At 68.6% G+C, this 12,915-nt stretch carries 13 protein-coding genes and 2 pseudogenes; 10 read left to right on the top strand and 5 right to left on the bottom strand.

Annotation, left to right across the window (positions count from 1 at the left end; all coding sequences use genetic code 11):
- Positions 1-220 precede the first annotated feature (220 nt).
- From ACIP6U_RS35380 to ACIP6U_RS35395, 4 genes and pseudogenes are all read right to left on the bottom strand, one after another.
- Positions 221-1,486, bottom strand: a complete 1,266-nt coding sequence (locus tag ACIP6U_RS35380; protein WP_401726437.1) for an acyl-CoA thioesterase/bile acid-CoA:amino acid N-acyltransferase family protein — start codon at positions 1,484-1,486, stop codon at positions 221-223.
- Positions 1,487-1,786: 300 nt separating this feature from the next.
- Complete coding sequence (locus tag ACIP6U_RS35385) at positions 1,787-2,020, bottom strand: hypothetical protein (RefSeq protein ID WP_401726439.1); 234 nt, start codon at positions 2,018-2,020, stop codon at positions 1,787-1,789.
- A gap of 82 nt (positions 2,021-2,102) precedes the next feature.
- Positions 2,103-2,747: a hypothetical protein gene (locus tag ACIP6U_RS35390; protein ID WP_401726441.1), complete on the bottom strand. Its 645-nt coding sequence runs from the start codon at positions 2,745-2,747 to the stop codon at positions 2,103-2,105.
- 48 nt (positions 2,748-2,795) lie between these two features.
- Positions 2,796-2,891, bottom strand: a pseudogene (locus tag ACIP6U_RS35395) (FAD-dependent monooxygenase); the annotation flags it as partial.
- Positions 2,892-3,275: 384 nt separating this feature from the next.
- Here ACIP6U_RS35395 and ACIP6U_RS35400 point away from each other — a divergent pair.
- The 10 genes and pseudogenes from ACIP6U_RS35400 to ACIP6U_RS35445 all read left to right on the top strand — a co-directional run bounded on the left by ACIP6U_RS35400 (position 3,276) and on the right by ACIP6U_RS35445 (position 11,508).
- On the top strand, positions 3,276-3,536 hold the full coding sequence (locus tag ACIP6U_RS35400) for a gas vesicle protein (protein WP_318318279.1): 261 nt from the start codon (positions 3,276-3,278) through the stop codon (positions 3,534-3,536).
- 278 nt (positions 3,537-3,814) lie between these two features.
- A pseudogene (gene gvpJ / locus ACIP6U_RS35405) lies at positions 3,815-4,039 on the top strand (gas vesicle protein GvpJ); the annotation flags it as partial.
- A gap of 651 nt (positions 4,040-4,690) precedes the next feature.
- Positions 4,691-5,404: a GvpL/GvpF family gas vesicle protein gene (locus ACIP6U_RS35410; protein ID WP_401726443.1), complete on the top strand. Its 714-nt coding sequence runs from the start codon at positions 4,691-4,693 to the stop codon at positions 5,402-5,404.
- Between the two features lie 78 nt (positions 5,405-5,482).
- Positions 5,483-5,914, top strand: coding sequence for a gas vesicle protein GvpG (locus tag ACIP6U_RS35415; RefSeq protein WP_401726445.1), 432 nt, complete (start codon positions 5,483-5,485; stop codon positions 5,912-5,914).
- Complete coding sequence (locus ACIP6U_RS35420; protein ID WP_401726447.1) at positions 5,911-6,276, top strand: gas vesicle protein; 366 nt, start codon at positions 5,911-5,913, stop codon at positions 6,274-6,276. The genes ACIP6U_RS35415 and ACIP6U_RS35420 overlap by 4 nt, the downstream gene beginning before the upstream one ends.
- Entirely contained in the window at positions 6,266-7,111 is an 846-nt protein-coding gene (locus tag ACIP6U_RS35425; RefSeq protein ID WP_401726449.1) for a GvpL/GvpF family gas vesicle protein, read from the top strand. Before ACIP6U_RS35420 ends, ACIP6U_RS35425 begins: the two co-directional genes overlap by 11 nt.
- Positions 7,108-7,293, top strand: coding sequence for a gas vesicle protein (locus tag ACIP6U_RS35430; protein ID WP_401726451.1), 186 nt, complete (start codon positions 7,108-7,110; stop codon positions 7,291-7,293). The genes ACIP6U_RS35425 and ACIP6U_RS35430 overlap by 4 nt, the downstream gene beginning before the upstream one ends.
- A 77-nt stretch (positions 7,294-7,370) precedes the next feature.
- Positions 7,371-7,640, top strand: coding sequence for a gas vesicle protein K (locus ACIP6U_RS35435; RefSeq protein WP_401726747.1), 270 nt, complete (start codon positions 7,371-7,373; stop codon positions 7,638-7,640).
- Positions 7,641-8,304: 664 nt separating this feature from the next.
- Positions 8,305-10,323, top strand: a complete 2,019-nt coding sequence (locus tag ACIP6U_RS35440) for a non-reducing end alpha-L-arabinofuranosidase family hydrolase (protein WP_401726453.1) — start codon at positions 8,305-8,307, stop codon at positions 10,321-10,323.
- 315 nt (positions 10,324-10,638) lie between these two features.
- On the top strand, positions 10,639-11,508 hold the full coding sequence (locus tag ACIP6U_RS35445) for a DUF1684 domain-containing protein (protein ID WP_401726455.1): 870 nt from the start codon (positions 10,639-10,641) through the stop codon (positions 11,506-11,508).
- 44 nt (positions 11,509-11,552) lie between these two features.
- Here ACIP6U_RS35445 and ACIP6U_RS35450 read toward each other — a convergent pair whose 3' ends face one another.
- Positions 11,553-12,692 carry a glycosyltransferase gene (locus tag ACIP6U_RS35450; RefSeq protein ID WP_401726457.1) on the bottom strand — a complete coding sequence of 380 codons (1,140 nt, stop codon included), beginning with the start codon at positions 12,690-12,692 and terminating at the stop codon, positions 11,553-11,555.
- Positions 12,693-12,915: the final 223 nt, after the last annotated feature.

The following is a 12,915-nucleotide window of genomic DNA, read 5'->3' on the forward strand; positions in this document are numbered from 1 at the left end:
ACGTCGACCGAAATCATCACGTTCGCCACCCAACTCATAGCGATCGTTGTACAGCAGCACCCAGCGTCTCTGCCTGACTTTTCCCTGGCACATCAACGTGCCTACCTGCTCTCCCACGGTCCTGCACCGCTCATCCTGAAACGATCAGAAAGTCAAGACGAGGAACTTGTGCGGGTGCCTGTCTCTGAGCCCGCGGTTGCGGTGTGTGGCATGGATGTCGCTACGGTTCGAGCAGTTGGAGCACGTGTGGCCAGCTGTCGGCCTTTGCCTGGGCGTTTGTTGCGCGGGTTCCGCCCAGGGGGCCAGCGCCACTCTCAACGCTGTCGGGGAGGTAGGGGACGGTCGCAAGGGCGTGTCCGGCTTTCGGGTAGAGCAGGGCTTGATACGTGTGGCCTGCGGCGTTGTGTTCGCGTGCGATCGACTCGGCGGACGGCAGCGAGCCCCATATCCGGTCGTCGCCGCCGGCGATGGCCAGGACGGTACCGCGGACCTGGTTGAGCGGGATAGGGACCAACTGCAGGCCCTTGCCGTTTCTGGTCCATGCGGCATGACCGCGCCCGCAGCTGAGACAGCCTTGGTAATAGGCTCCGTTGGTGTTTCGGCTGGGCATGTACACCACGGAATTGTCGACCAGGTCTGGGTAGTACTGGGCCATCAGCTGGGCCGCTTCGGATCCACGTGATGCCCCGATGATCGTGAGGCGTTCGGGGTCCGCCTGTGGCTGGGCAGCCAGCTTCCGGGCGGCGGAGACGAAGTACTCCAGGGCAATGCCGGACAGGTTCTTGGGCCGTCCCTGGCAGCTGAAGTAGCACAGAGCCAGAGCGGGATGGCCGCGGGAGGCCAGCAGTGCTGCCGCGAGCGGGGACGCGGTACCGCCTTCCGAGCCGCCGACGAGCAGGACCGGGGCCCGGCGAGGTCCGCCCGGGGGAGGAAGGAAGAGCTCCCCGTTCAGTTTGTCGTGAGCCACGGTGAGTGCCGTGTGACGCACTCCGCTCACAGTCCAGTTACGGGTGAGTCGTTGCTGGGCGATGGTGCGGCCGCCGGCTTCGACTGTGAGGCGCACCTGGTACGAGGTGGCCTTCTGCAGATCAGCGGTGTGGAACCAGCTCTTGTCAGGATCGCCCTGCGCGGGGGTCATGGACCAGAACAGGCCCATACCGTCGGTGTCCCGGTACGTCCCGGCCGTGGGCTTGGCGCGGTCCAGGTCGACCACACCCCTCTTGTCGGCATTGAAGTCGGCGCGGCCTGTCCAGGTCATGCCTTCGGCGTCCGTGGCCCGGGCCGTGACCGCGACCTTCTCCCCGGAGGCGAGATCGCCGAGCCGGATGTGTACCGGTTCGTCTGCCAAGGCAACCGGCTTGTCCACGGAGATGGTGGCCGTTCGACTGTGCTGGACGTCCGTTTCATGGTTTGCGCCGCAGCCGGCGGAGGCCAGCAGGACCAGAGCCACCGCGCCGGTGGTGATGTGTCTTCCCGCTCTCTGCATGCGTGCAGTGTGATCGTCTACCACCTGGGAACGGAAGGGTGGAAAGAGGCAGTTGCTGTTGCAGGTCGGTGTGGAGGCTGGTGTCGATGCCGGTCCGTCACCTGGGGTCAGGGCGCGTGCACAACAGCACGGACAGAAGCCGCCAAGGCGCGGCGGCAAGCCCTCAAGCTATCGACCATCGCTCGTCCTTTCTCAGCTCTCCATGCGGGTTGCGGCCAGTCGGCGAAACCGCTCGACCCGTGGCACCAGAGCCGCTTCCAACAGACCCGACCCAGCGGAGCAGGGATACCGAACAACTCCTTAAAGGAGGCCGGCGTCGGCGAAGCCGTTGTCGGCGGCCTGCATCGTGCAGGCGGTCTCGATGTAGCCGGTGAAATCGTGCCCCAGGTCGAGGTCTTCAAGCGCGGTGGCGACCGCGTCGGCGTAGGCGTTCATCCGGTCGGCGAAGACGGCTGCGACCAGCGCGTGCTTCGTGGGGAAGCACCGTAAGACGTTGGCAAGCGCCACCCCGGTCTCGCGAGCCACAGAGGCCATGGAGGCGTCCAGCCCGTCGCGTCCGAACACAGAACGGCAGCGGTGGTCCCGCGTCCGTCGCCGAGACGGACGGTGCTGAGCCTCATGGATGTACTCCCTGGATGTCGAGTTGGGCCTCGGCGCCGAGGTCGAGAGCGGGCACAGCCGCGATCACGTCCCCAGCGCCGACCGTGGCGCGTCGGAGCTCCTCCTCCACGCCCTTCGCACGGTCGGGGGTGAACACAGCGGCCACCAACCGGTCGGGGCGTACGAGCACGAAGTGCTCGGTCAGTCCGGCGAAGAGAATCTCGAGCCGTCCGTCGGCGTCTGCGATACCCACCCGGTCAGCGACATCCCGGGGTGAGCGGTCGTCCAACTGGACGTCCACGTGGGTGGCGTTCGGAAGGGCGGACCGTCCGACGGTCGTCCAGGCGGCCTCGGGCACGCCGATCCCCAACAAGCCCCAACCCTGGCCGAGGACATCGTCGAGCCGGGTGACCCGGTGGTGCGGTGCTCGCAGGACGCGTGGTTGGGGCAGGGGTCTGCCGACGAGTGGCTGCCCTGGACCGTCGAGACGGACGACAACACCGGACCGTACGCGGGTGTCGGGGCGGTAGCGCATCTCGGTGAGATAGCGGCGTCCCGGCGGTGTGTGCATGGCGGTGCGCACCAGGAGGTCACGCAGGCGGGCACGACCGCGGCTCGTGGTCATGACGATCCGGCCGAGGCGCACGGAAAGGTCGATCATTGCCCGGGCGTGCGGCCGCCGTTCGGTGTCGTACGTGTCGAGCAGGGCGTCACCGGCCCGGCCGCCCAGGACCTCGTCGATCTTCCAGCAGAGGTTGGCGGCGTCCCGCAGACCGGAGTTGAGGCCTTGCCCGGTGACACCCAGCCACGTCGGGGTTTCGGCGACTTCGGGCGTCGTCGGCGGGCTGTTGCCTGCTGCCGCCCAGTTATGGCCTGGATTGTCCTTCGCTGTGCCTCTGGTGGATGCGGTTGTCGTGTGTGGCGGTCGGGGTTACGCAAATTCGTGTGCTTGATGTGGCGAAGTTGTGGGTACCTCGTGGTCAAGATGTGCTGAGATCATGTGCATGACTCTTGGTGGAGCGGAGTATGCCGGACGCCGCACTCGGAGAACGCCTCAAAGACCTGCCGGCACATCGCGACCTGTCGGACGTACTTTCCAGTGGGACGGACCGGACGAACTGTGAGCACGAGCGACTTACCCGACCCCGCGCCGCACTCGGCGCCGGCGCCACCCGCCGCCGGGACCCCGGTGGTCGGGGATGCTGTGGGCGCGATGCGCAACGCGCGCGCCCAACTCGCTGAACTTCTGGGCCGTACACCGGAATCGGTCTCGGCCATCAGCCGCGACGGGACGGGCTGGCAGGTCGACGTCGAGGTCGTGGAACTGGAGCGCATCCCCGATTCCACCAGCGTCCTTGCCGTCTACCGGGTGAGACTGGACGCCGACGGTCTTCTCCTCGGCTACGCCCGCAGCCGCCGCTACACCCGAGGCCAGGTCGACCGGCAGTGAGACCGTGCGAGGCGGCCCGCGCGATGGCCGCGACTGCGGTCCGTCCTCGCCCTCTGTCCGACGCAGAGGCCGGCCTCCAACCCCCTGTGCACGATGCCCCGCCCGCTGTCGAGGCATCCATGTCCGCGACGCCCTCGCCCCCTGGATCCGGTTGTACCGGCCCGGGACCTTGCTCCGGCTGCCCTGTGCCGGCCGCACGCCGGCCCTTCCGCCGACGGCCGCCTCGCGGCCGACCACTCCGCACGCCCTCGCCCCACCTCTGAGAGGGGACCTCACCGATGACCGTGCTCGCCCAGACCGCCGCCCCCCGTGCCCAGAAGACCGACGGAGGCCTTTACGACATCCTCGACCTGATCCTCGACCGCGGACTCGTGATCGATGTCTTCATCCGGGTGTCGGTGATCGGCATCGAGATCCTGCGCGTCGACATCCGCATCGTCATCGCCAGCGTCGACACGTATCTGCGTTTCGCGGCGGCGACCAATCGCCTGGACCTGGAGAACCGCGGTACTCCCGTGGTGACTCCGGCGCCCGCGTTGTTCGCGCCGGCCCTGCCCACGGCTGTGGCACCGGCAAACCAGGCAGCTGTTGCGCCGGGCGCTGCGGCAGCGCTCGCTCCCGGCACTGTCGTCGCGCAGGGGCAGCCCGCCACCGTCTGGCCGTCCGGTACCGGTACCTCGGTCCCGGTCGTCGGGAACCTGGGACAGACGGTGGGGCAGGCACTCGGGACAGTCGGTCAGACGGTCGGTGGCGTCGTCGGCGCCGTCACTCCGACCGTGGGGGGACTGGTCCAGGGCGTGGCGCCCACCGTGGACACCGTGGTCGGCACGGTGGGCCGGACGGCCGGCACCGTGGTCGGGGCTGTGGCCCCGGCGGCAACGACCGTGGTGGGATCCGTGGTCCCGGCGGCGTCCGGTGTGAGCGCTGTCGTCCCGACGACGGTCACCGCGGCCCCGGTGACCGATCTCGCGGCGCACAGTGCCGGCGAGGTCGGTGTGGTGGAGCAGGAGTCGGCCGGCGCCTCGGTTCCGCCCGCGGCCGGTCATCAGCAGGATCCCCCCGCCGTACAGACTCCTGCTGCCGAGCAGGCTCCTGCCGCCGCACCCGGCAAGCCACGAGGCGGCAAGGGACAGCCGGGCGGGGAGGACTGAGGGATGCCGCTCTACCTCTATGCGGTCACGGACGCGGACCATCCGCTGCCGGTCGAGGGTGCTACCGGTATCGGGGCATCGCCCGCGCCCCTGCGGGCGGTGCGGGCAGCCCGGGTTGCCGCCGTCGTCAGCGAGGCACCAGAGCAACTGCGCGCCAAACGACGAGATCTGATCGCCCATCAGGAAGTGCTGCTGATGCTCGGCGCCGCAGGTGCCGTGATACCCCTGCGCTTCGGCACACTCGCCCCCGACGACGGCGCGGTACGCCGCGCCCTGGCGGACCAGGAGTCGTTGTTCACCGACCGGCTCCGCAAGGTCGAGGACCGCGTCGAGTTCAACGTCAAGGTCCTTCAGGACGAGGACACCGCCGTGCGGGAGGTCCTGCGGGACAGTCCCGAAGCCCGGCGCCTGAGCGCCCTCACCCGGGATGGCTCAGGCACGCACGACGACCAGGTGGCCCTCGGTACGGTCGTCGCGGCCGGGGTCCAGGCGCTCCAGGCGGAGCACGCCCGGGACATCGCCCGCCGGCTGGAGCCCCTGGCACACCGCACCGCCGCGGGCGACCCGACGGGCGAGGTCTTCCTGAACCTGAGCCTGCTGATCGAACGCGGGCGGGCCGACGCGTTCGCCGCGTCCGTGGACCAGATCGCCCAGAGCCTCGGGCACGGGCTGGAACTGCGGGTGACCGGCCCGCTCCCGCCCTACAGCTTCGTCTGACCGCGCGACCGCGTGGACCGGACGCCGTCCTCCGCCTCCCCCCGCCACTGCCTCCCCGACCGTGAAGGAGAGCGCCGTATGGGCCTGCTGAGCAGCCTGCTCGGTCTGCCGCTGGCTCCGCTGCGCGGGGTCGGTTGGGTGCTGGAACAAGTGGTGCAGGAGGCGGAGCGGCAGTACGCCGACCCGGCCCCCATCCACCGTGAACTGGCCGAACTGGAAGCCGACCTGCTGGCCGGCCGCATCACCGAGGAGGAGTTCGGCCTCCGAGAGGACGAGCTCCTGGACCGACTGGAACAGATCACGCCCGCCGGCACCGAGGACTGGGCCGATCCCGGCGCTGATGAAACCCCCGCCTCACCTCGAGCCCACGCTGCCGCCGACAGTTCCCGCGATCCGGCCGCCACTCCCCCGCACAGCGACACGTTCCACCCCGCCCCCTTCGGTGACCTGGGCGGCCCCGCCAGCCCGGCACCACCCGACGGTCCTGCGCTCCAGGAAGGCCCCCCGTGACCGACGCCCTCACACGACGGCCAACTGCCCTCTCGCCCCAACCGGGCAATGCAGGCAATCTGGCCGACATCCTGGAACGCGTCCTCGACAAGGGCGTCGTGATCGCAGGAGACATCAAGATCAACCTCCTCGACATCGAACTCCTCACCATCAAGCTCCGGTTGCTCATCGTCTCCGTCGACACCGCACGCGAGATGGGCATCGACTGGTGGGAACACGACCCGACGTTGTCCTCACGCGCCGCACGCCCCGCCCCGCCGCCCGACCTCGCCCGTACAGAGGAGCTCGCCGCCGAGAACGCACGCCTTCGCGCCGAACTCCACTCGCTCAACGCCCGGTCGAAGGAATCCGATGACCTCTGAGCCCCACCCCCCACTTCCGGCAGCGCTCACCGAGACGGTCTACGCGTATGCCGTACTGCTCCACAACGAGGCAGCGGAACGGGCCGCGCGGGAACTGCGTGGCGTCGACGGCCTGCCGGTACGGATCCTGCACGGCACCCACACGGCCGCGGCCGTCAGTGACGTACCCGCCCACACCTTCACCGAAGAGGTCCTCGTCCAGCGGCTCGACGACCTCACCGACCTGGAACGCCTGGCCCGTGCCCACCACCAGGTGATCGCCGCGCTCGCCTCCCACACAGCACTGCTGCCTTTGCGGCTGGCCACGGTGTACCTCGACGACAACAGCCTGCTGCGACGCCTGCAGAACGACGACAGCCACTTCCGCACCGCCCTCGACCACCTGGAGGGTCACGACGAATGGGGCGTCAAGATCTACGCCGACCCCCCGGCCGCCGCCCCTCCCCCAGCGGACAGACCACGCTCCGGCCGCGAGTACCTGCGCGCCCGCCGCACGAGCCGGGACGACCACGACCTGGCCCACCAGGCCGCCGCCGACCTCGGCGCACGAGTGGACCGCACGCTCACGGAAGAGAACTGGGCCACCGACGTACGCCACCACCGTCCCCAGCCCGCGGCCCTGTCCGCGGCACCGGGTGAGAACATCGTCAACGCGGCCTACCTGATCCCGCGACAGCACACACACGCCTTCCAGGACCGCGTTACAGCGCTGGCCGCCGACACGGCGGGCATCCGAGTCGAGATCACCGGCCCCTGGGCCCCGTACTCCTTCGCCCCGCCCTCGCTGGAGCAGACCGGACGGACCGACCCCGCGACCGTGCGGAGGACACCGTGACAACCGGCCCTTCGCCCCAAGCAGAGGTCGCTCTCGTGGACCTCCTCGACCGGCTCCTGGCCGGCGGTGTCGTCATCACCGGAGACCTCAGCCTCTGCATCGCCGACGTGGAACTGGTCCGCATCTCCCTGCGCGCCCTGCTCACCTCGGTCGAGGCAGCCACCGAAGGAATCCTGACGTGACACCACACAGCGAACCCGACCCCGGCGCCCGGTCGACACCAGCAACGGTTCCGGACCCCGCGCCTCGGCGCCTCGACCTGGACAAGGACACCGTCGAACGCGACCTCGTCCGACTGGTGCTCACCGTGGTGGAGTTACTACGTCAGCTCATGGAACGCCAGGCCATCCGCCGAGTCGAAAGAAACGACCTGACCGAGGAACAGGAAGAACGCATCGGTATGACACTCATGATCCTCGACGACCGCATGACCGAACTACGCGAGCGCTACGGCCTCAGCCCCGAAGACCTCAACCTCGACCTCGGCCCACTCGGCCCCCTCCTGCCACGCCAGGAGAGCCGCTCATGAGACTGCCGGCCAGAAACGACAGCGGCTGCAGCGACTGCGTTGGCGGGCGCATCCCGGCCTGATCGTTGGACGGCGGCAGGCGCCTCGGCGCAAAGAGCCGCTGGAAGCAGCTTTCCTGGACGAAATCCGGTCCGGCTCAGGCCCGGCGGCTGCCACCGGCCCCAGATCTCCATGGCTGTGAATTCATCTCATTTGCCGTGGTCGACAAGCCAGTCGCGGGGAGAACGGCGGCCGCAGCGTAAGTTCACTGCCGCCGATTCGAGGATGTACGCGATGGTCACCCTCACCACAAAGGCAGTCCCGAAATTTCGAACATCATTCGGAAAGTCGAGGCACCGTGGATCATGGTATAACCGCCAACCCTCCCCCGACCTGCGACACCTGGGGTGACCAACCGGGAATCAACTGGCCGTACTGGCTTCGAATGTTTCGCTCGGAATAGCGATTTCTGCGAGACGTATTGACGGGCCACACCCTCCTCCTATCATCCAAGTTGCCCGGCAAGTCGATCCACGTTCGATATCACGAACCACCAGCACTCTCGAACATGTCATGCACTGATCAAACTCAATACGGCGCGGGCACTGCCGTTCGAGCCGTCCACGCCCTCGACGATCGGAGGTTTCGCGCACTCCACCCCCCACCCCTCCGTTCGAGGAGAACCATGAACCCGCTGAAACGACTCGGCATTCGCCGGGCCTCGGTGTTACCCCTGCTGGCCGCGGTCGTCCTGGTGACGCCCGGAGCCGCGAACGGGACACCCAAAGCCATCAACGCCTCCACACTGGGCGCCCAAGCGGCCCAGTCCGGCCGGTACTTCGGAACCGCCGTGGCCGCCGGACGGCTCGGGGACGGCACGTACAGCGCCATCCTGGACCGTGAGTTCAACGCGATCACACCCGAGAACGAGATGAAGTGGGACGCGACCGAGCCGTCGCGAGGCTCGTTCAACTTCGCTCCCGCGGACCAGATCGTGAACCACGCCGCGGCTCACGGGCAGCGCATGCGCGGCCACACCCTCGTGTGGCACTCCCAACTGCCCGGCTGGGTCAGCTCCATCGGGGACGCGAACACCTTGCGCACGGTGATGAACAACCACATCACCGGCGTCATGAACCACTACAAGGGCAGGATCTACGCCTGGGACGTGGTCAACGAGGCCTTCGCGGACGGCGGCAGCGGCCAGCACCGCTCGTCGGTCTTCCAGAACCTGCTGGGCGACACCTTCATCGAGCAGGCCTTCCGTACCGCACGGGCCGCCGACGCGTCGGCCAAGCTCTGCTACAACGACTACAACATCGAGAACTGGAGCGACGCGAAGACACAGGGCGTCTACCGCATGGTGCGCGACTTCAAGGCGCGCGGCGTGCCCATCGACTGCGTCGGTTTCCAGGCGCACTTCGGGGCCGGCGGCCCGCCGGCCAGCCTGCAGACCACGCTGTCGAACTTCGCCGCGCTCGGCGTGGACGTCCAGCTCACCGAACTCGACATCGCCCAGGCGTCACCGACCGCCTACACGAACACGGTCCGCGCCTGCATGAACGTGGCCCGCTGCACCGGCATCACCGTCTGGGGCATCCGCGACAGCGACTCCTGGCGCAGCGGGGAGAACCCGTTGCTCTTCGACCGCAATGGCAACAAGAAGTCGGCGTACAACGCGACGTTGTCCGCGCTGGGCGGCACCCCCGCGGCACAGACGGCTACCGCCCTGTCCACCCGGTCCGCCGCCGCCCTGCCCTCCCGCTTCTCCTGGAGTTCCAGCGGCCCGCTGATCGCCCCGAAACCGGACGCCACCCACAACATCGCCGGGATCAAGGATCCGACGGTCGTCTACTACAACGGCAAGTACCACGTGTTCGCGAGCGTGGCCAGTTCCTCCGGCTACAACCTGGTGTACCTGAACTTCAGTGACTGGTCCCAGGCCGGTTCGGCCACCCACCACTACCTCGACCGCACCGCCATCGGCGCCGGATACCGGGCCGCGCCGCAGGTGTTCTACTACGCGCCGCAGCGCCTGTGGTACCTCGTGTACCAGACCGGCAACGCGTCCTATTCGACGAACACCGACATCAGCAACCCGAACGGATGGAGCACGCCCCGCAACTTCTACGCGTCGATGCCCGACATCATCAGGCAGAACATCGGCAACGGCTATTGGGTCGACATGTGGGTGATCTGCGACAGCGCCAACTGCTACCTGTTCTCGTCGGACGACAACGGGCACCTCTACCGCTCGCAGACGACCGTGGGCCAGTTCCCCGCCGGCTTCACCAACACCGTGATCGCGGCGCAAGACTCCAAGTACGCCCTGTTCGAAGCTAGCAACGTGTACAAAGTGCAGGACTCCAACCAGTACCTGCTCCTCGTCGAGGCCGTCGGATCGGACGGTCGGCGCTACTTCCGTTCCTGGGTCTCCGGCAGCCTGGCAGGCTCCTGGTCGCCGCTCGCCGCGACGGAGAGCAACCCGTTCGCGCGGGCCGGCAACGTCACCTTCCCCGCCGGATCCTGGACCAGGGACATCAGCCACGGCGAGATGATCCGAGCGGGCTACGACCAGACGCTCACCGTCCCCACCTGCCGGCTCCAGTACCTGTACCAGGGCATGAACCCCAACGCGGGCGGCGACTACAACCTCCTCCCGTGGCGGCTCGGCCTCCTCACCCAGACCAATCCGACCTGCTGACCCCATCGGGATGGCCGGCCCGAGGCCGCAGGACGGGTCCCGCCGGCTCGGGAAGAGTGGCTGTGGTCGGCGGCTGGAGTGCCATTCCGCGTGGCGCCCGGCACTCGGATCCAGTGCACAACCCGTGCACACGTCCGTGGGAAGTCCAGGGAACTCGCAGGTAGAGGCGGGAACCCCCCGAAGCGCAGGAACTGACTCCTGCCAGGCAAAAGAGCCTGGTGAGAGCCCCGGACGTCGAAGATCTCCACGATCCTGACAAGAAGCTGTCACACACGGATCGGAATCCCGCTTCAGGTGGGTGGGGTTGGCACTGGTATGACCGAACTCAGCGAAAAGACCGTCCACCCCGCCACGACCGACCTCCAGGTCTTCACCCAGGACTGGCTGGACTGGTACCGCGGGCAGGAGGAACGGCTCGCCGCTCCGCACGGCTTCCTGGCCATCACCAACCTGCACTGGCTCGACGACCGGCCCCAGCGCTTCCCGGACGCGCCGGGCGCCTGGTGGACCGACGACGCCGGGGTCGCCGTAGCGCTCGACGAGGGTGAGGAACTCGTCGTGGACGGAGCGCCGGTGCGGGGCGAACACCGCTTCGGCGTGCTGCCCGAGCGCGGTGGCGTCAACGCCGTCTGGGGCGACGCCGTGATCGAGGTGGCCAAGCGCGGCGGACACGACATCGTCCGACCCCGGCACCCCGACGCGCCGCTGCGCACCGCCTTCGCCGGCACCCCCGCCTACGCACCGGACCCCCGCTGGGTGGTGACCGGTCGCTACACCGCCTTCGACGAACCGCGTCCGACGACGGTGGGCGCCGCGGTCGAGGGACTTGAGCATGTGTACGACGCACCGGGCCAGGTCGAGTTCGAACTGGACGGACGTCCGCTGGCCCTCACCGCGTTTCCCGGACACGGCCCGGACCGGTTGCTGGTGCTCTTCACCGACGCCACCTCCGGCGTGACCACCTACGCCGCCAACCGCTCCCTCTCCCTCGACCCGCCGGCCGCCGACGGCACCGTCGTCCTGGACTTCAATCGCGCCGCCAACCTGCCGTGCGCCTATACCGACCTGGCCACCTGCCCGCTGCCTCCGGCGGAGAACCGGCTGTCGGTGGCCATCGAGGCCGGTCTGAAGACGCCCCGTGAGCGGAACGGGGACGGCGAGGGCAGGGAAGGGGACGGCGCCTGAGCCTCGTACCGGCCGCGGTGAACTGCCCGGGAGGACACGGTAGTTCAGCGTCCGGACTCGGCGAGCCGGTCCCGTAGCAACGACCACACCACGTCCGGGGCGGGGCGCCGGGCCAGCCATTCGGCGGCGGCCCGCGCCCGGGCTCGTAGCTCCGCGTCGTGCAGCACCCTCTCCAGCGCCGCTGTCAGCTTGGTCGGGTCGTCACAGACGACACCGGCGTCGAAGCCGGCGACGGCGGACGCGACGAGTTGATGGTTCGCGATGCCTGTGTAGCTCGCGATACGCGGATGGTTGGCGTTGCCCTGATGGTTCGCGTCGCTCGGCAGGAAAGCCAGGGGCAGGCCGCGTGAGAGTGCTGCCAGTGCGGTGCCCGGACCGCCTGTCGTGACCACCGCCTGGACGCGGTCCAGCAGTTGACCGATCGGGGCGAACCGGACGGCACGTATTCGGTCGGAGTCGCCCTCGATGCCCTCGGGGCCCAGGGTGAGTCCGGTCGTGACCAGGGCGTCGGCGCCGGCGTCGAGCACGCCGCGTACCGCGGCGTTCAGCAGCGCGATGTCCTCCACCACCGTGCCGAGGGTCACCAGCACGACCGGTCGCGTGCCGGCGAAGGCCGGGATGTCGACCACCGTCGAGGTGTTGTATGCGTCGGCCGCCATCGGGAGCGCGGTCTCCTGGTGGGCCGGGATCTGCTCGCTCTCCAGCCACGCCGGCCACAGCTCGACGGTCGCCGTCCGGACGGGCACGGGCAGTTGGTGCTGCTCCGCCGCGCTCGCGAGTCCGGCTTCCAGAACCGCGTCGACGCCGGCGGCCGGGCTGTGGACGAAGGTCACCCACGGGATGCCGAGCCGTTGCGCGACCAGCGGGGCGACGTAGTCCCTCATCTCGGCGACGATGACGTCCGGGCGCTCGTACCTGACCGTCTCGCACAGCTCGTCGAAGGCCAGGTCGGCGCGGGCCGTCGTGAACAGGGCGACAGTTCGGTCGAGCGCATCGACGTGCGCAGCGGGGAGCTCAGAGAACGACGGCCCGAGGGCGCGCATGGTCAAGTCGTCGGCTGTCGCGTGCAGTTCCTCCGCCGCGACGACCACCACCTCGTCCCCGGCTGCGACGGCCGCCCGGGCCAGCGGAAGCATCGGCAGCAGATGGCCGTACGCGGGGAAGGTCGTGAAGAGCGCTTTCATGGCAGCAGTGTTGTCCAGCCCCGCCGAGCGGATACGCCGAAACGGGCCATGGATACGGCGTGTTGTTCGGATTGCCCCCGGGGAGTTGCGCGTGAAACTCCTTGCCCGAATGGGCAATTGATACGGACCGAAAGGGCAGGCACGTCACCGAATCGTCAGCAATTGACGGATCCGCAAAGGGAGTTCACGCCTACACTGCGGCATCGAGGGCCGAAGACCCGTT

Origin of the sequence: Streptomyces sp. NPDC088794 (genome assembly GCF_044750545.1) — a bacterium.
In the GTDB taxonomy this organism is placed as follows: Bacteria; Actinomycetota; Actinomycetes; order Streptomycetales; family Streptomycetaceae; genus Streptomyces.

Bases quoted from the DNA above. Each gene is read 5' to 3' on its own strand.
- ACIP6U_RS35380 (WP_401726437.1), bottom strand. From the start codon at position 1,486: ATGCAGAGAGCGGGAAGACACATCACCACCGGCGCGGTGGCTCTGGTC.
- ACIP6U_RS35410 (WP_401726443.1), top strand. From the start codon at position 4,691: ATGCCGCTCTACCTCTATGCGGTCACGGACGCGGACCATCCGCTGCCG.
- ACIP6U_RS35445 (WP_401726455.1), top strand. From the start codon at position 10,639: ATGACCGAACTCAGCGAAAAGACCGTCCACCCCGCCACGACCGACCTC.
- ACIP6U_RS35425 (WP_401726449.1), top strand. From the start codon at position 6,266: ATGACCTCTGAGCCCCACCCCCCACTTCCGGCAGCGCTCACCGAGACG.
- ACIP6U_RS35385 (WP_401726439.1), bottom strand. From the start codon at position 2,020: ATGGCCTCTGTGGCTCGCGAGACCGGGGTGGCGCTTGCCAACGTCTTA.
- ACIP6U_RS35440 (WP_401726453.1), top strand. From the start codon at position 8,305: ATGAACCCGCTGAAACGACTCGGCATTCGCCGGGCCTCGGTGTTACCC.
- ACIP6U_RS35450 (WP_401726457.1), bottom strand. From the start codon at position 12,692: ATGAAAGCGCTCTTCACGACCTTCCCCGCGTACGGCCATCTGCTGCCG.
- ACIP6U_RS35390 (WP_401726441.1), bottom strand. From the start codon at position 2,747: ATGATCGACCTTTCCGTGCGCCTCGGCCGGATCGTCATGACCACGAGC.
- ACIP6U_RS35415 (WP_401726445.1), top strand. From the start codon at position 5,483: ATGGGCCTGCTGAGCAGCCTGCTCGGTCTGCCGCTGGCTCCGCTGCGC.